Origin of the sequence: Streptomyces sp. BHT-5-2 (assembly GCF_019774615.1) — a bacterium.
GTDB lineage: Bacteria > Actinomycetota > Actinomycetes > Streptomycetales > Streptomycetaceae > Streptomyces.
This window is the reverse complement of the sequence record NZ_CP081497.1, coordinates 2,654,310-2,671,625: the sequence shown is the minus strand read 5'-3', so window position 1 is coordinate 2,671,625 and position 17,316 is coordinate 2,654,310. Positions and strand designations below refer to the sequence as shown.

The window sequence follows — 17,316 nt, the reverse complement described above, 5'->3', positions numbered from 1 at the left end:
GCGCAGGCCCGGGCCCGTCCCAACCTCCTGTTTAGCCCCAACTGGTTTGACGCGTAGGGCAGTTACGGAGAGTTGGCGTGAAACGCATGTACCACGCGTACCGCACGGGAGCGGGGAGGGACGCCCCGCTCCCGTGTCCGCTACCCGCCCAGGCCCACGCCCAGGAAGCGCAGTACGGCCAGTACGCGCCGGTGGTCGCCGTCCGCCTTGGGCAGGTCGAGCTTGGCCAGGATGTTGTTGATGTGTTTGGCCACCGCGCTCTCGCTGACGACCAGTTGGGCGGCGATCCCGGCGTTGGAACGGCCCTCGGCCATCAGCGCCAGCACCTCGCGCTCACGTTCGGTCAGCCGCTCCAACGGGTCGCTGGGGCGCCGTACCAGCAGCTGCGCCACCACCTGCGGGTCCAGGGCCGTGCCGCCGGCCGCGACCCGGCGCAGCGCCTCGATGAACTCCTCGACGTCGGCGACCCGTTGCTTGAGGAGGTAGCCGACGCCGCTGGTGTTCGCCGCGAGGAGTTCGGCGGCGTAGCGTTCCTCGACGTACTGGGAGAGCATCAGGACGGCGGTGTCCGGCCACTGCTGCCGGATGACGAGCGCGGCCCGCACGCCCTCGTCGGTGAAGCCGGGCGGCATGCGGACGTCGACGACGGCGATGTCCGGGCGGTGCTCCTCGACGGCGCGCAGCAGTCCGTCCGCGTCGTCGGACTCGGCCACCACCTCGAACCCGGCCGTTTCCAGCACCTTGACCAACCCGATCCGGAGCAGAACGGAATCCTCGGCGATCACAGCGCGCTTGGCAGCGTGCACGGCAACTCCACGGTGACGACGGTCGGGCCCCCTGGGGGGCTGTCGATGGCGAGGGTGCCGTCCACCGAGGCCACGCGGTGCGCGAGCCCGGTCAGGCCGGTTCCCCCGGAGGGGTCGGCCCCTCCCCTGCCATCATCGGTGACCCGTACCCGTAGCGTTTCACCGGCCCGGACCACCGCCACCTCGGCGCGGTTCGCGCGGGCGTGCTTGGTGACGTTGGCGAGCGCCTCGGAGACCACGAAGTAGGCGACCGCCTCCACGGCGGGCGCGGCTCGTTCGGGCACGTCGACGCTGACGTGGACGGGCAGCGGGGCGCGGGCGGCGATGCCGGAGAGCGCCGCGTCCAGTCCGCGGTCGTCCAGGACGTGCGGGTGCAGGCCGCGTACCAGCTGGTTGAGTTCCTCCAGGGCCTCCTTCGCCTCGCGGTGCGCCTCGTCGAGGACCGCGCGGACCTCGGGCGACAGATCGGGCAGGGTGGCCCGGGCCAGGCCCAGGTTGACCGCCAGGGACACCAGCCGCTGCTGGGCGCCGTCGTGCAGATCGCGTTCGATGCGGCGGCGTTCGGCGTCCGCGGCGGCCAGGGTCTCGGCCCGGCGCTCGGCCAGGTCCTCGACCCGCCGCTCCAACTCCTCGGCCCGGCTGGGCCCGAGCAGGCGCCGGGCGATCACCGATTCCATCCGTATCAGGGCGCGGGTCAGCCGCGGCAGGAACGGCACCACGACCAGCCCGATCACGGCCATCTTCCAGCCGTCGACGTCGGACCACTGGACGAAGGCCCAGTGCCGCGGCAGCAACCAGTACCAGCCGTAGTACGTGATGCCGCCGATGCTGCCCACCCACAGGGCGAGCGCCACGGCCTCCACGACGCCCAGCACCGGGCCGGCGAGCTGGTGGTAGGCGAGCTGCCGCCAGTACGCACCGGTGTGCAGCCGGCCCCAGGCCCGCCGGAGGTCGTTGCCCTCCTGTACGGACGGGGTGCGCGGGATGCCGGTGTTCGCGTACGCCGCGAACCGGCGGCGCTGGAGCCAGGTCACCGACATGGCACCCCCGATGGCGAAGATCAGCGGGACGACGGCGCCGGCGGGGGCGTAGACGACGGTGAGGCTGAACCACACCCACAGCAGGAAGGCGGCACCGTGCAGCAGGACGCCGGTGCACAGGAAGGTGGCCTGTACTCGGGCGCGGGCCAGGCAGCCTGGCGGCCACCGGTCGGATCGGGTCATGGGTACGACGGTAAACGCCCAGGTCAGCCGGGGCTATCACGCCTGCTTCCGGAACCGGGGTATAGCTAGTGCCACCCCAAGTCGGACAGCGGCGTTACTGACTGGGAACGGTGCGGACCGGAGAGTTGATCACGAGCCCGACGGCCGGGCTCGTGCCCCCGGAAGGATCTCCTCCATCATGGCCCTCGCCGCCTTCAACCCGCTTGTGGAAAAGGCAAGTTGTGCACGCCCCGGCGTCGGCCGTCATCGCGAGCCGGTACGGCGTTCCGGCCGCGCGCACCGTTGGACGGGCCGCGTCCTCACGGCCGCCGGCCTGGCCCTCGTCCCCTGGCTCGGCTATCTCACCGGCACCCTGCCGCCCTCCGAAGCGGCTGTCTGGGTCGCCCTCGACACGTTGGAGGCCGCCGCGCTGATCATCGCCGGCACCCGCCTGCTGCGCACCGATCCCCGCCATCGCGCCCCCGCGGCCGTCGCGGCCGCCCTCCTCGTCGCGGACGCCTGCATCGACCTCGCCACCGCAACCCCGGGCCCCGAACTGGCCGCCGCCACCGCCATGGCCTTCGCCGCGGAACTTCCGCTGGCGGCCCTGTGCGGATGGCTCGCGGCACGCCGGGGCCGGGGGGTGGTGCGGCCGCTGTGAGGGCCCCACGAGCCTGGACTACTCTGGATCTTTTGACCGCTGCGCCGCTGTGCCGCTGCGCCGCTTCGTCTGCTGTGGCCGCGTCGATCACGTCGACCGCGTCGATCACGTCAATCGGCTCTGGCGGCTTCCATCGCTTCGGCCTCACAGACCACAGGGAGAGAGGGCATGCAGTTCCTGCTGATCGCGTACGACGCCAAGGACGAACGGGCGCGGCAGCGGCGACTGGCCGCCCGTGAACGCCACCTGGCGCAGGGCCCCTCGCTGATCGCCGAGGGAAAGGCCCTCTTCGGTACCGCGATCCTGGACGACGAGGGGCGGATGATCGGCTCCATGCTGGTGATGGAGTTCCCCACGCGCGCGGACTTCGATGCCTGGCTGGAGACGGAGCCGTATGTGACGGACGGGGTGTGGGGCGATGTCCAGGTCCAGCCGTGCCAGGCAGGGCCGTTGTTCCTGGAGGCACTGGTGCGGGGGTGAGGGCGAGGCAGGCACACGCGTCACAAGGAGAAGACCATGACGCTTCGTGTTCCGAAGGCCGAGCTGCCCGCCGGGCTCCGCGACCTCATGATCGAGCAGCTCGGCGCTCAGTGACGTCGGCGCTCGGCGGCCTGCCCCTCAGGCTCGTAGGCGGGGCGGGTTGGCTGTGGAGCGAACGCCCCACCAGACGGAGGCGAGCAGCAGTACGCCGGGGGCGATTCCGCTGGTGGCGGCGATGGCTGCCACAGGCGCACCCCAACCCGCCAGGGCCAACCCGGCGAGCCCGCAGACGGCCATCCCACCGCCGAGCAGGCGCAGCGACGACCGGTGCCAGACAGCCGCGAGTCCGAAGAAGTGGACTCCGACCACGAACGCGATCCAACCCACCGTCGCGCGCGGGGCGTGCAGTACGGAGTTGATGACCACCAGTCCGGCCAGCAGCGCCGCGCCTTCGGCGGCCACCACCCACCAGTACCCCCGTCCGAAGCCGACGTTGTTCGGGGTGCCGTCCTCAGCCGGGTCATCCGCGGTACCACGCCGCCGGACGACCAGAAGCCCGAGGACGGCGGCTATCGCCAGCACCCGCAAGGGGATGCCGATACCGGGCGGCAGGGATCCCGCATTTGCCTCGATGAAGACGGCTCCGAAGACCCCGCCAATGAGCCCTGCTACGTGGTCGCGTGTCATGCCCATCATCATTGCATCCTGGCGGAACAGACATGACAAGCAGGACATGCCTGGCCCGGTAGAGGTGGGGGTGGGGGTGAGGAGACGGTCGGGGGCCAGCAGGACAGTCAGCAGGCACCACCGGCTTCTCTGCTCGTGCTGTTGATCACGCGTCGGCCGCTCCCCCACCCCTCCGACGCCGCACGGGCCACAATGCCCCCATGACCGACGAAAACCAGCCCCGAACCCCCGCCCGTCCACTGCTGCGCCGCCCCGAGGACGGTGAGCTCATAGACGTAGCCGGTGTGGCGCACTTCTTCCGGTTGACCGGCGACCACACCGACGGGCACTTCGCCTTCGAGGAGTTCAGCCTCGCCCCCGGCACCATCGGCGCCAGGCCGCACGTGCATGAGGGGCATGACGAGTACTTCTACGTCCTGGAGGGCGAGTTGACGCTCCACAACGGGGACGGCGAGGTGACGGCCGGCCCCGGTCATCTGCTCGCCGCGACGCGCGGCACCCCGCACGGCTTCCGCAACGCGGGTTCCGTGCCCGCACGCGCCCTGTGTCTCTACACTCCCGCCGGCTACGAGAACTACTTCCGGGACGTACACGCCGCGGTGAGCGCCGGTGCCGAGGCAACCGACGAACTCCTCGCGGAGTTCCGCAGCCGCTACCGGACCAGTTCCCATCCGGCTCCAGCCCCGTCGAACAGGCCCTAGGCAGCCAGGCAGTTCAGGCAGTTCAGGCAGCCAACGGACCATGTGCTGCGCCCGGATCGCCCGGATCACCCCCTCACCAGAGATTGCGCCCGATGAAATCCGTCGATCTGAACCTCCTCATCGCTCTCGACGCCCTGTTGGAGGAGGGCAGCGTCACCGGAGCCGCGGAGCGGATGCGCACCTCTACACCGACCATGAGCCGCACCCTGGCCCGTTTGCGACGAGCCTTCGGCGACCCGCTACTGGTCCGCGCGGGTCGCCGGATGGTGCCGACGCCGCGCGCCCTGGCGCTCCGTGACCAGGTGCGTTCCCTGGTGGAGCAGGCGACCGGGATGTTCCTGGAAACCGGGGCGCCGGACCTGGCCTCGCTGACCACGACCTTCACCGTGCAGGCCAACGACATGGTGATCGGGGCGCTCGCCCAGCCGCTGCTGAGCACCGTCCACCGCCAGGCACCCAACGTCACGGTGCGGTTCGTGCCGGAGCACTCCGGCGACAATGCTCCGAAGCTGCGCGAGGGCGTCCTCGACCTGGTGATCGGCGCGCCCGACTCCACCTCCACGGAGGTCAACAACGAACGACTCATCGTCGACCGGGTGCGGGCCGTGGTGCGCGCCGGCCATCCACTGTTGCGCGGCGAGGTGACCCGCGAGCGGTTCGCCGCTGCCCAACACCTCAGCGTCTCCCGGCGCGGCCGGCTCACCGGTCCCGTCGACGACCACCTCGCCGAGCACGGGCTGCGGCGGCAGGTGGTCTCCGTGGTGCCGAGTTGGGCCGCGTCCTGGCACATGGTCGCGCAGAGCGATCTGGTGGGACTGGCCGCAGGGAAGCTGAGCCGCCAGGCCGTCGCCCTTCTCGGCCTGCGCACCGTGCGCATTCCGCTGCAACTCCCCCCGATCGTCATCGCCCAGTCCTGGCACGTGCGGAACCAGGCCGACCCCACCCACACCTGGTTCCGACACTGCGTCCGCAGCGTCTTCGAAACCTGGGACGCCGACGGCCAAACCGCTGCCACCAGCACACCCGGCCCCGACGAACCTGCCTGAGCAGACGTCAACGGACACCGACACCAGCTGACGCCCCCCCCACAGCCACGGCCCTCCCCATTACCTTCTTGGTGGCCCCGCAATGGGGCGCCCGGCCTTCGGAGTTGGCATGACTTTCTCCCCCTGTCGAACGTATGGCCTGGGGGGTGGTGTCACCGGCTCCGGAGGCATCGACAGACCGCTGATTAGGGGCATGACCACCGGCTTGTCCGCAGGTCGGGAGGCTCTTCGTAATGTGGATGTGGCGATCGGTGCCGTGGGACGGCCGGGCGGGAACGACCAGAGGACGCACGTGATCGACGTCAGTGAGATCGGCGCCTTCCTCGGCCTGGACGTCGGCAAGAGCGAACACCACGCCACCGCCGTCACTCCGGCCGGAAGGAAGGCCTTCGACAAGCGGCTGCCCAACAGCGAACCCAAGCTCCGCGACGTGTTCGCCAAGCTGAAAGCCAAGCACGGCACCGTGCTCGTGGTCGTCGACCAGCCCGCCTCCATCGGCGCCCTGCCGCTGGCCGTGGCCCGCGACATGGACTGCCCCGTGGCTTACCTGCCGGGCCTGACGATGCGGCGGATCGCCGACCTCTACCCCGGTGAAGCCAAAACCGACGCCCGCGACGCCTTCATCATCGCGGACGCGGCCCGGTCGATGCCGCACACTCTGCGGGCCGTCGAGCTTGCCGACGAGGCAGTAGCCGAGCTGGAAATGATCGTGGGTTTCGACGACGACCTGGCCGGCGAAGCCACCCGCATCAGCAACAGACTGCGGGGACTGCTGACACAGATCCACCCGTCGCTGGAACGGGTACTGGGACCGCGAATGCAGCACCCAGCCGTGCTCAAGCTGCTCGACCAGTGCGGTTCGCCGGCCCAGGTCCGCAAGGCCGGACGGCGTCGGCTGGTGAACCTGATCCGCCCAAAGGCACCACGGATGGCGGAACGGCTCGTCGATGACATCTTCACCGCCCTGGACGAGCAGACAGTGGTCGTGCCAGGCACGGCCGCGGCCGCATTGATCGTCCCCAGCCTCGCCAGCTCGCTCCAGTCGGTACTTGACCAGCGCAAACTCCTCGCCACAAGGATCGAGGAACTGCTGGAGGCTCACCCTCTTTCCAAGGTCCTGACGTCCATGCCGGGGATCGGCGTCAGGACCGGAGCACGCATCCTCATCGACATCGGCGACGCCAGCAGCTTCCCCAGCGCCGCCCACCTCGCCGCCTACGCCGGCCTCGCCCCGGCAACCCGCAGTTCCGGGTCCTCCATCCGCGGCGAACAGCCATCGCGCAGAGGAAACAAACAGCTCAAACGCGCCTTCTTCCTCTCCGCGTTCGCCGCCCTGGCCGACCCCGTCTCCAGGGCCTACTACGACAAGAAGATCGCCCAGGGAAAACACCACACCCAAGCCCTCCTCTGCCTCGCCAGACGACGAGCCGACGTGCTCTTCGCCATGCTCCGCGACGGCACCTTCTACCAACCCCAACCAGCCCCCACGGGTTGACGAAACCCATAGGGGCACCCCCCCGTGGATTGCCGCAAGCGGCAACGACGCCTTATCAAAGTTGCCCTTTGTGCTCGCCGGACTCACGGATACCGTGGAAATCGATCCTGCTTTATTGGCGAGCTACCGCGCGTGGTGCGGCGCACCAGGGCGAATTCCGCCTGAACGGAACCCGTTCCGTCCTGTTCCGCTCCACTGCATTCCGCTCCGTTCCGTTGCGTTGTGTTGCGTCCATGCATCCCGGAGTGGGTCCGCGCGGCTTCAAAACGAGAAGGGCAGCTGGTGCCGGAATGCACAGCAACGACAACGATTACGACGTCCTCATCGCCGGTGGCGGGCCGGTCGGCCTGACGCTCGCCTGTGAGCTGCGGATGTACGGGGTGTCCACGCTGGTCGTGGAGCGTCTCGCACCCGGGGCCAACGAGCCGAGGACATTGACGATCCACGCCCGCACCCTGGAAATCATGGACCGCCGTGATCTGCTCACGGATTTCGTCGCGGCCGAAAAGCTCACGGCCGGCCTGGACGAGTACCGCGAACGTCTGGAAAACACCTCCGCCCGGGGACACTTCGCCGGAATGTTCATACTCGGCCGCGGTACCGTCGCCACCGAACAACACCGAGAGCTTTTGCTGCCGCGCGAGACCATCGAGTCCGTTCTCACCCGGCGCGCGACCGGGACCGGTGCCGTCGTCCGTCACGGCGTCGAGGTCGTCGGGCTTGTGCAGAACGCCGACGGCGTGGCCGTCACGGTGGAGGACGCGCAGGGCAGCAGCACAGTCATCCGGGCCGGCTATGTGGTGGGCTGCGACGGAGGACGCAGCACCGTACGCAGGCATGCCGGTATCGACTTCCCGGGCACCGAACCACAACTGGTGAGCCGGATGGGGCTGGGGTCGCTCGCCGGCCCGGACCACCTGCCCATGGGCTGGCAGCGGAACGATCACGGCTGGTTCATGCGGATGCCCGACGGCCGGATCTTCACCGCCGAATGGGATCACCTTGCGCCCCAAACCCCGGTTACCGCCGAGGAGTTGTGCGCTTCCATTCACCGCGTCACCGGCGAACGCGTCCAGTTCGCCGACGTCCGCTTCGTCTCCCGTTTCACCGACAGCACCCGCCTGGCGTCGCAATACCGGACCGGTCGCGTCCTGCTGGCCGGAGACGCGGCACATGTGCACTTCCCCGCGGGCGGCCAGGGAGCGAACCTCGGCTTCCAGGACGCGGTGAACCTGGGCTGGAAACTCGCCGCCGCCTGCCAGGGCCGCCCCGGCCTGCTGGACACCTACGAAGCCGAGCGCCGCCCGGTCGCCGAACGCGTCCTGCTCAACACCCGCGCCCAGGCCGCTCTGATGCGCCCGGGCCCCCAAGTCGACGCGCTGCGTGCCCTGTTCGCCGAGCTCATGGACTTCGACGTGGTCAACGACCACCTGACCGGGGCCATTTACGGCACCGACGTCCACTACGGCGGCAGCGACGACCCGCGCGTGGGCCGCTTCGTCGCCGACCGCCCCCTCAAGACCGACTCCGGACCGACACGTCTGGCGGAACTGCTGCGCGAGGGACGCCCCTTGCTGCTGGACCTGACCGGCACCTCCACCATCGCGCGCATCGCCCACCCCTGGACCGACCGCGTACGAACCGTCGCCGTCCTCGACACCGACGCCGAGGCCGAGGCCGCCGCCCTCCTCATCCGCCCCGACGGCTATCTCGCCTGGGCGGCCGACGCCCCCGTCCGCACCCCCGCCCACGCCGAGGACCTGCGCGCCGCCCTGACCAGCTGGTTCGGCGACCCGATCGCCGTCTGACCACCCTCGGCAATCCTGGAGTACCCGTGCGCCCCGCGCTCTCCTCGCTCACCCTGGCCGCCTTCGGAATCGGCACCACCGAATTCGTCGTGATGGGACTGCTGCCGTCCCTCGCGCACGCCCTGCACATCTCCGTCCCCGACGCCGGCCGGCTGGTGTCTGCGTACGCCCTCGGGGTCGTCGTCGGCGCCCCGCTGCTCACCCTGGCCGCTCGGCGGCTGCCCGCCAAGACAACGCTGCTGTCGCTGATGGGCCTGTTCACCCTCGGCAACGCCGCCACCGCACTCGCTCCCGACGAGCCGGTGCTGCTGGTGACGCGGTTCGTGGCCGGGCTGCCGCACGGGGCCTTCTTCGGCGTGGGCGCCGTTGTCGCCGCAGGCATGGTCTCCGCCGACCGCACCGCCAAGGCCGTGTCGACGATGTTCCTCGGACTCGCCCTGGCCAACATCGCCGGCGTCCCGCTCGGCACATATCTCGGCACCACACTGGGCTGGCGCTGGACGTTCGCGGTCGTGGCCGCGATCGGTGCGTTCAGCCTGATCGCCATCGCGCTGATGATTCCCAGGCACGAGCCGCACGAGAGGGCGGCGGTCCCGGTCGGCGTCCGCGAGGAACTCGCCGTCTTCCGCCGGGGCGACGTATGGCTGGCGCTGGGCACCGTCACGGTCGGTTTTGCCAGTGTCTTCACCGTCTACAGCTACGTCGCCCCGCTGCTCACCGAGGCCGCCGGCTTCAGCCCCACCTCGGTCAACGCGCTGCTGGTGCTGCTGGGGGTGGGCATGACCGTCGGCAACATCCTCGGGGGCCGCGCCGCCGACCGTGCCCTGATACCCAGCCTGCACGCGGGCCTGGCGGCACTGGCCGTCGTACTGGTCCTGTTCGCACTGGCCCTACCCGTCAAGGCAGCCGCGACCGTCGGCCTGTTCGCCACCGGTGTCACCGGCTTCAGCCTCGGCCCCATCATGCAGACATACGCCATGAGCAAGGCGCCGGGCAGCACCTCGCTGATCTCCGCCTCCGTCCAGTCCGCATTCAACATCGCCAACTCCCTCGGCGCCTACCTCGGCGGACTCGCCCTCTCGGCGGGCCTCGGCTACCCGGCCCCGGTCTGGCTCGGCGCCGCCCTCGCCCTGCTCGGCCTCACCCTGGCCGTCATGGTCACCACGGCCACCCGCCGCCGCACATAATCGGAACGACCGGTATTTCCCGGCCGGAGACGCGCTCGATGGTGATCTGGGGATGCCCGGGAACCGGCCTGCCCCGATGCCCCGTTCCGTGCCCATGGGCCTCGTGATGACGACCGAAGGTGGGCGGACCAGCCAGTGTCCGACGGGATATGTGACGGGAAGGCGTTCACGTCGTTCCGACCCTCATTTTTCGAAAAGGGTCGCCCCTGCATGCGGTCATGCATGCTCGGGAGTGTGAACCATGCCCCTCGTCCGGGTGGGATGGCATGACGTCTCGCCGGATGCGCCCGAAGCTTCAGTGTGCCCAGGGCGTGGACGGCGTCACGCCCCTCTCAGACATCGATCCCTGTGCGATCTAACGAAAGGGACATTCATGGCCGAGAAGTCTGCCCGAACCCGTCTGGCCTTGTCGCTTGTGTCCGCAGCCACCCTTGCCATGGTCGCGGCCTCGCCCGCTCAAGCCAACATCCCGCCTGTCGGCACCGAGTTCCAGATCAAGACGGCGTTTGAGGGCAAGCTCGTGTGCGTCTCTTCTCATAAGACGGACGCCCGTAACTACGCGCTTGTCGACTGCGACAGGGATGACGCCAACCAGCACTGGAAGCGCACTTCCAATGGACGGGGCATCGTCAGCGTGACCACCGGCGAGTGCCTCGCAGACAACTCCATCAGTTCAGCGATCTGCAAGCACAGGCAGCCGGTCGCCGAAGCATGGCACCAGGGCCGCTACGGCCGTGTCTGGCACCAGGGCCGCGACTCGATCACCAAGACGTTTTTGCGCACCTCCCGACACAACACCCAAGGGGCTGTCCTCGGTTTCCAAACGTCTACCAACGGGACGACCCCCCAGGGCGCGGGCTTCTTCGCCTTCGACATGGTCTAGCCAAGGCCCGACGGGTCACGACCCGACCTGCCCATTGACCAGACATCGGCACATTCGGAAGTAAATCTTCCCCTTGCCGGGTTGGCTCGAATTGCTCCGGCACGGCCACATGTTGCAGCCGGCTCGACGTCGACAACTCTGGATCGGCGTGGCTCGGGGCGTGGCTCAGCGGCCATGCCGATCCGGTATGATCATGACGCAGCTTCGGCCCGCGGACAGCGGGTGGAAGTCGTGCGTCTGTGGTCCAAGGAAAGACGTCCACCAACCGGTGGGAGATGCAGGTGCAAGGCCGGCCAGGCGCTCCGACGAAGGGTCCCTTCCTCAATGAGGAAGGGACCCTTTCGCGTATCGGGACGGAAACGGCCTGCCGCACCGGCCCGCTACGTCCAGGCCGACCCGAGACCGCATTGCGGCGAGTGGGGTTGGGCTGGTGCTGTGACCGGGATGGTCCACCGTGATCGGAAGGCGGCTCGCGGGACGAGCGCACGCGCGACGGCTGGTATTACTGGGGCATGCAGGAAGAGACGGCACGCTCCGCGATCGACACGTTCATCTCCGCGTTCAACGCCTCGAACGACAGCTATGTGACTGCCCTGCTCTCCCAGGCCCTGACCTCAGACGTGGTCTTCTGGGGGCCGTTGGGTCGCAGCGAAGGAATCGCGGCGGTCGAGCGGTTCGTGCTGGACATCCGGCGCCACCCGGCGGGGACCGGCACGATGGTGCGCTGCTCAGCGGTGGACATGCCTGACGAGTGGGCCCGGTACCAGTGGGTCTTCACCACGCCGGATGGAGGCCCCCGCCTGGCGGGAACGGACGTCGTCCATCTGCGGCGGAGCCTCATCGACCAGATCATCGTCTTTGCTGGGGAGATCGAGCCGTCCGCCTCCTGAGTCGTCCTTCTGTCGCTGTCCTTCTCGTGAACTTGTCCCTTTCGGCACTCCGGGGCTGCGGTTCGCGGTCGGTCAGGCTGCGGCCCTGGGTGACCCGGCGGACGTGGCGCGTTGACGCTGACAGCTGACAGTGGTGCGCGCCGAACTCGCCCGTATTGTGACGTCCCGGCAGGCACACGATCCCCACCTGCACTGTCTCGACGGACACGAGCTGCTCGGGCCGGACGAGGTGGCCGACCTTCCCGATGGTGTGCACCCCTCCGCCGCCGCGTATCGCCGGATGGGCAAGCGTTTCGCCGCACGCGCCTTCGCGGACGGCGGCCCGTTCGGCTGACCGCCAAGGCTCCCGGCTCGCGCCCGGTCTGGGGCGGAGCCGGTAGGCCGTGGCACGCCATGTATACGAAAGCGTCCGCCCTACGCTATGCACGGTGAGCAGGAGCAGGACGGTCAGCAGAGGCAGGACGGTCAGCAGAGGCAGCAGGGTCGGCAGGGTGAAGGACGGGATCGATCTCTGCCAGGATTTGGTGCAGTTGGCGAGCCCCCAGGGCAACGCGGTCGTCGGTGTCCCGCAGCATCTCCTCGCACTGCCGTATCGCCTCGTCCCGGTCGTCGGAGTAGATGCCGAACACCTCGACGACTGCGGTGTGGATCCAGTCGCTGTGATTCGAGTTGGCGACGGCCAGTGCTGAGGCGATCAGCGTCAGACCGGCCCTGTCCTGTCGCCGAAGCAGGGCTTCCACGGTCCGTCGGGTGACGAAGGTGTCATCGGAGTCGAGCACGAGCGCCAGTAGCGGGCCGGCGGCCTCCGCCATCTCGGCGAACCCTGCCAGGCCGTGACCGGCATCCGCCCGGTCACGGTGGTCGTGACTTCGTCCGAGTTCGCCGAGCGCCGCGACAGCTGCCTGCCGCAGATCGCTGTCCACCTGTTTTCCCACCCCTCGCGCGGTTACCGCTGTTCCGGATCACTGGATCACGGCGGCGTGCTGCAACCCGTTCGGGAAACCTGACGTGTCCGGTCATCCTGGATCATAAGGCGTGGTCAGCGGCCTGGTCGGAGCGCGGCGCCGGGTGCCTCCTGCCGTAGCATCCAGCGGAAACGCCCCAACGCGCCGCGTCGCACATGGAGACGGACATGCTCGCCGCCGACATTCCGCCGCGGAACGCCAACCCGGCAGTCGTACGCGCCTGGTGGGACGGGCTGAGCGAGCAGCAGCAGTACGACCTGACGCGGGCCGAGCCGGTGCGGCTCGCGCACCTCGACGGAAGCAGGGCCCCAACGGCCATATCGAGCACGGCAATCCGCATCATGCTGCCGTGGTCATGGCCGTCATGCCGGACGGTGATATCAAGTACCCCAGCACCAGGACTCGTACCGGAACGTGAGCCTGCGGGGCCGACTGCCGGCGACGGAGAAGGCCGAGGGGCGGCAGCACATCCGCACCGTCCGCCCGCACCCGGATTGGTACTGACAGGCAGGATGACCGAAACCGTGACACCGAATGGCATGGGACCGCATCCACCCGCGCGGCGCTCGCGAGTCCGAGCGGTGGCGGTACCACTGCTCTCGCTGGCCGCGATCGGCTGTCTCATCACCGCAGTGGCGCTGTCCAGCGCTCATATCCACCACCAGTCGGCATCCTGCCGTTATATGGCGGTGCCGTGGACGCACTTCGCCTTCGCCTACGGAGCTCTGCTCGCGGCCGCCTCGGCGCTCCTCGTTCACCTGGTGCTCTCCCGCGCCGCGCGACGCGATGGGCTCCGGCCCGTTTCCGGCTGGCAGAGCCGGCTCCCGACGTTCTTCGTCGTCATCGCCGGCCTGGTGCTTCCCCTGACGGCAGTGGTGATCGCCCTGACCCACAAAGACGCCGCGGAAACGGCCAGACATCTCGGACAGCCGCTGTGTGAGGGGTAGGGCGAGGGCAGGGGAATCCTGGCCCCCCGCAAAGGCGGGGCCTCGTTGCCCGGCGCCGGTAACGTCACCATGGTGGCGGCGGGCACCCGATGATTCGGGCTCCGGCCACGACCGCCGTGTGATCCCGCGTTCCCACCCCCGTGTCTCGTCCTACTCCCCTGCCTTTACTCTGGGGCGCCAGGTGCGAACGACAAACAGCCCGGGTGCGAACGACGAACAGCGACGCGCGATGAGCGGGGATCGGTGAAGGAACGGAGCGTGCGGTGACGGCCGGGGAAGCGGGCGGCGACGAGCTGATAGGCAAGGTTCTCGGGGGCCGTTACCGGGTGACCGCGACAATCGGGCGCGGCGGCATGGGCGTGGTCGCCCGAGCCGTGGACCAGGTGCTGAACCGCGAGGTCGCCGTCAAGGTACTGCGGGCCTTCACCGATGCCTCCGCGCCCGAACTGCTCGATCTGCGCGCCCGGATGCAGCGGGAGGCGCAGGCCGCCGCCCGAATCCGGCACAGCGGCGTGGTCACCGTGCACGACGTGACCGAGGAACAGGGCCTGCCGGTCATCGTCATGGAACTCGTCGACGGACCTTCGCTCGACGACGTACTGACGGAGCGCGGCACGCTGGAGCCGCAGGAGGCGGCGGCGATCGGCGCCAAGCTGATGGACGCGCTCGACGCCGCGCACCGGGTGGGCGTACTGCACCGGGACGTCAAGCCGGGGAACGTGCTGCTGGAGCACGGCGGTCGGGTCGTGCTCACCGATTTCGGGATCGCCACCATGGATGCCTCCGGCGACGAGGCCATGGCCAAGCTGACCCACAGCGGTCATCTCGTCGGCTCCCTCGACTACCTGCCCCCGGAGCGCGCGCAGGGCACGGCGCCCGGCCCGGCGTCGGACATCTGGTCGCTCGGCATGACGCTGTACGCGGCGGTGGAGGGCACCTCGCCGTTCCGTCGCACGTCGGTGTGGTCCACGTTGTCGGCGATCGTCACCGAGCCGCTGCCGCAGCCCCGGCGCGCGGGGCCGTTGGCGCCGGTGCTGTGGGCGCTGATGGCGAAGGAGCCGGCGAACCGGCCCACGGCCGAGCAGGCGCGCGAGATGCTGCAACGGGCGGCCGCGGGCCAGGCGACGAACCTCGTGCCGCCGGCCCCCACGGCCCCGACCGCTGTACCGGCCCCGGCCGTCGCCCCGGCACCTCCGCAGGCCGCCGTCCCGGCGCCGCCGCCCGGATTCGGTACCGCGCCACCGTTCCACCAGGCATCCCCGCCGCCCCCGCAGCCCCCTCCGCACACCGGCTACGCACCGTCCGGCCCGTCGCCCGTCCCACAGGCCGGCCCCTCACCCGTCCCACAGGCCGTCCCGCAGTCCGGCGTGCCGACCGCCGGCTACGCTCCCGGTGCCATCGCCGACGTCGACCGTGGCCGACGCCGGCGTCGTGTCCTCATCGCGGCGGCGGCCGCCCTCGTCATGCTCGCAGGAGGCGGTGTCACATATGCCCTGACCGGCGAGAACGGCGCGGACGACGGCGCGCCGCAGGCGGCGCCCGGAGCCGGCGTCCCGGCGGCCAGCGGTCAGCCGAACGGCGGCGCGATACCCGGCGGCAAGAACTCCCCCGGCGCCTCGTCGTCCACGGGAGCGGGGACCCCGTCCACTTCGGCCTCTTCCTCTCCCTCCTCCACCACGGCCTCTTCCGCCTCTCCGTCGGCCAGGCCCAGTGCTACGCCGAGCGCGTCCGCGTCTCCCTCCACCAAGCCCAGTTCGGCGCCGGCGACTTGCAGCGGCTGGAGCCACCATGATCCGGAGCCGGGAACGTACGGCTACCTGTCCGGCGACCATCACATCCTGACGGGGCCCTATCAGGTCTGCTCCTCCGTGGCCGCGACCAAGTCCGGCACGAAGCTGTGGTTCCACTGCTCCGTCGAGAACTCCTACGGTCACAAGTGGCTCTACGTCCGCATCGCCGGGACGGATAACGCGGGTTGGATGTCCGCCGACAACATCATCCGGCAGAGCGGCTGGCCGGTCCGCTGTTAAAAGCGCCCGGCCCCGGCCTGGACCGGGGCGGGGACGCCCTTGCGGCCGACCTTGCCGGTGGAATCCCAAAACCCAGCACGCCTGCTGCCGGGCGCTCCTATGGCAGCGTGGTGGTGTCGATCGCTTGGATCTGGTGTGAGTCGTGGTCCGAGACGAGCAGGGTCTTTGCGTCGGGGCTGAGCGCGAACTCCCGGGGGAAGGCGCCGGTTTGGATGCGGCCGAGGTTGGCTGGTTTGCCGGTGAGGGCGGCTCGGGTGTCGACCACGGTCAGCCCGGTGGTGGCGCCTGGGGTGTGGAATCGGTTGGTGTCGGCGGTGATGATGCGGCTGCCGCCTCGTACGAAGGTCAGTCCGACGGGGGCGGTGCCGACCTGGACGGAGGTCAGCAGGGCGTGTTGGGGGGCGGTGGTGAGTTTTGCGGCGTCGAAGGCGAGCAGGGCGTTGCTCTTGCGGGCTGTGACCCATACCGTCTTCCCGTCCGGTGAGGGTGCTACCCGTACCGGGTTGCATCCGGCCAGGACGCTGCCACGGAGGGCCTTTTGTGGAGTCGCTTCCAAGGTGGCGAGGTCGATGATGCTGAGCTCGCCGTGCTTGCCGCCTGCTGTCGGTTCCTGGCTCGGGGCGACCTCGCTGGTCGCGTACAGCCAGCGTCCGTTGGGGGAGACGGCGGTGCCGACCACGGCTTTGCCCAAGGTCAGGCTGCCGATCAGGGAGCCTTGGTCGAATCCACCGCGAAGTGCCTTGCGCAGGTCGAAGACCTCGATGTCGCCGCGGTGGCCGGTGCCGGCGTCTCCGTATTCCTGGCTGACGAAGGCATAGTGGTCATCGGGTGAGACGGTCACCTCGATCGCGCTGGTCCCGGCCGTGCCGGTGAGCGTTCCCAGCACGGCCCCCGGTGCTCCTGCCGCAGCCTTGGCCGCGTCCACCACGATCGCTCCGCTTCCCGCGGCGATGAGCAGTTCGCGTCCGTCATGGGTGAGGGCGACGCCGGTGGCGCCTTCCTTCCCCACACTGGCGGCCGGAAGCGGAATCTTGCGTAGGAGCCGGGGCCGGGTGCTGTCTGTGGACAGCACCCCGAGTTCCGTCTTCAACGCGGCGAAGGCGATGTGGCCCGTCCGGGCGTAGACCAGTCCGAAGGGCCGGGCCGGGACGGTCAGACTCGCGGTGTGGACACCGCCCAGCTGTGACTGCGCCGGTGCGGCCGAGGACTGGCACGAGGGCTCGGATGCGGACGCGGCCGGCGGGAGGGCTGCTGCGGAGAGCGCCGACGAGCTGGTACGGCTACTTGGGGCATTGTCCTTTGCCGCACATGCCGACAGGCCCAGTCCCACGGTCAGAGCCAGTGCCAACGACCACAGCCGTTTTCCTGAGAAGTCCATCACGCTTCCCCTTTCTCGCCTTGGAAACTACGGCGATATTGACGGAATACTTTGTGGATTCTCTGTGGAAAGCAGAGGTCACCACCCATTCCGAAGGACCTTTACCCCGCCGCAAGCTACGGCGCTGCCCCGAGAAGCGCAGCCAGGGCA

Annotated in this window: 17 protein-coding genes; 12 read left to right on the top strand and 5 right to left on the bottom strand. The window is 69.5% G+C overall.

Annotation, left to right across the window (positions count from 1 at the left end; genetic code table 11):
• Window positions 1-140 precede the first annotated feature (140 nt).
• Together K2224_RS39490 and K2224_RS39485 are read right to left on the bottom strand one after the other, a co-directional pair.
• On the bottom strand, window positions 141-785 hold the full coding sequence (locus K2224_RS39490; RefSeq protein WP_221912288.1) for a response regulator transcription factor: 645 nt from the start codon (window positions 783-785) through the stop codon (window positions 141-143).
• Window positions 782-2,029: a sensor histidine kinase gene (locus K2224_RS39485; RefSeq protein WP_221911886.1), complete on the bottom strand. Its 1,248-nt coding sequence runs from the start codon at window positions 2,027-2,029 to the stop codon at window positions 782-784. The genes K2224_RS39490 and K2224_RS39485 overlap by 4 nt, the downstream gene beginning before the upstream one ends.
• A gap of 178 nt (window positions 2,030-2,207) precedes the next feature.
• Here K2224_RS39485 and K2224_RS39480 point away from each other — a divergent pair, with 178 nt between their 5' ends.
• Both K2224_RS39480 and K2224_RS39475 read left to right on the top strand, forming a co-directional pair.
• Window positions 2,208-2,669 carry a hypothetical protein gene (locus K2224_RS39480; protein ID WP_221911885.1) on the top strand — a complete coding sequence of 154 codons (462 nt, stop codon included), beginning with the start codon at window positions 2,208-2,210 and terminating at the stop codon, window positions 2,667-2,669.
• A gap of 168 nt (window positions 2,670-2,837) precedes the next feature.
• Entirely contained in the window at window positions 2,838-3,149 is a 312-nt protein-coding gene (locus K2224_RS39475; protein ID WP_221911884.1) for a YciI family protein, read from the top strand.
• A gap of 138 nt (window positions 3,150-3,287) precedes the next feature.
• Here the strand turns inward: K2224_RS39475 and K2224_RS39470 are convergent, their stop codons facing one another.
• Window positions 3,288-3,836 (bottom strand): hypothetical protein, encoded by a 549-nt coding sequence (locus K2224_RS39470; protein ID WP_260693854.1) that lies wholly within the window; start codon window positions 3,834-3,836, stop codon window positions 3,288-3,290.
• Between the two features lie 200 nt (window positions 3,837-4,036).
• Between K2224_RS39470 and K2224_RS39465 the strand changes: the two genes are divergently transcribed.
• From K2224_RS39465 to K2224_RS39430, 8 genes are all read left to right on the top strand, one after another.
• Window positions 4,037-4,537 carry a cupin domain-containing protein gene (locus tag K2224_RS39465; RefSeq protein ID WP_221911882.1) on the top strand — a complete coding sequence of 167 codons (501 nt, stop codon included), beginning with the start codon at window positions 4,037-4,039 and terminating at the stop codon, window positions 4,535-4,537.
• Between the two features lie 92 nt (window positions 4,538-4,629).
• Window positions 4,630-5,583, top strand: coding sequence for a LysR family transcriptional regulator (locus tag K2224_RS39460; protein WP_221911881.1), 954 nt, complete (start codon window positions 4,630-4,632; stop codon window positions 5,581-5,583).
• Window positions 5,584-5,875: 292 nt separating this feature from the next.
• Window positions 5,876-7,078 carry an IS110 family transposase gene (locus K2224_RS39455; protein WP_221909414.1) on the top strand — a complete coding sequence of 401 codons (1,203 nt, stop codon included), beginning with the start codon at window positions 5,876-5,878 and terminating at the stop codon, window positions 7,076-7,078.
• 290 nt (window positions 7,079-7,368) lie between these two features.
• The gene (locus K2224_RS39450) at window positions 7,369-8,886 is read left to right on the top strand and encodes an FAD-dependent monooxygenase (protein WP_221911880.1); all 1,518 of its coding nucleotides are present in this window, start codon (window positions 7,369-7,371) and stop codon (window positions 8,884-8,886) included.
• Window positions 8,887-8,912: 26 nt separating this feature from the next.
• Window positions 8,913-10,073, top strand: a complete 1,161-nt coding sequence (locus K2224_RS39445; RefSeq protein ID WP_260693853.1) for an MFS transporter — start codon at window positions 8,913-8,915, stop codon at window positions 10,071-10,073.
• Window positions 10,074-10,446: 373 nt separating this feature from the next.
• The gene (locus tag K2224_RS39440) at window positions 10,447-10,956 is read left to right on the top strand and encodes an RICIN domain-containing protein (protein WP_221911879.1); all 510 of its coding nucleotides are present in this window, start codon (window positions 10,447-10,449) and stop codon (window positions 10,954-10,956) included.
• Window positions 10,957-11,468: 512 nt separating this feature from the next.
• Window positions 11,469-11,846, top strand: a complete 378-nt coding sequence (locus K2224_RS39435; RefSeq protein WP_221911878.1) for a nuclear transport factor 2 family protein — start codon at window positions 11,469-11,471, stop codon at window positions 11,844-11,846.
• 133 nt (window positions 11,847-11,979) lie between these two features.
• A complete protein-coding gene (locus tag K2224_RS39430) occupies window positions 11,980-12,180 on the top strand; it encodes a hypothetical protein (protein ID WP_399021211.1) in 201 nt (66 codons plus the stop codon).
• A gap of 85 nt (window positions 12,181-12,265) precedes the next feature.
• On the opposite strand, the gene K2224_RS39425 is transcribed toward K2224_RS39430, so the two are convergent.
• Complete coding sequence (locus K2224_RS39425) at window positions 12,266-12,769, bottom strand: hypothetical protein (RefSeq protein ID WP_221911877.1); 504 nt, start codon at window positions 12,767-12,769, stop codon at window positions 12,266-12,268.
• Window positions 12,770-13,392: 623 nt separating this feature from the next.
• Here K2224_RS39425 and K2224_RS39420 point away from each other — a divergent pair.
• Both K2224_RS39420 and K2224_RS39415 read left to right on the top strand, forming a co-directional pair.
• Window positions 13,393-13,758, top strand: a complete 366-nt coding sequence (locus K2224_RS39420; RefSeq protein ID WP_221911876.1) for a hypothetical protein — start codon at window positions 13,393-13,395, stop codon at window positions 13,756-13,758.
• A 263-nt stretch (window positions 13,759-14,021) separates the two neighbouring features.
• Window positions 14,022-15,788, top strand: a complete 1,767-nt coding sequence (locus K2224_RS39415) for a serine/threonine-protein kinase (protein ID WP_221911875.1) — start codon at window positions 14,022-14,024, stop codon at window positions 15,786-15,788.
• Between the two features lie 97 nt (window positions 15,789-15,885).
• Here the strand turns inward: K2224_RS39415 and K2224_RS39410 are convergent, their stop codons facing one another.
• Complete coding sequence (locus K2224_RS39410; RefSeq protein WP_221911874.1) at window positions 15,886-17,166, bottom strand: YncE family protein; 1,281 nt, start codon at window positions 17,164-17,166, stop codon at window positions 15,886-15,888.
• Between the last annotated feature and the right edge of the window lie 150 nt (window positions 17,167-17,316).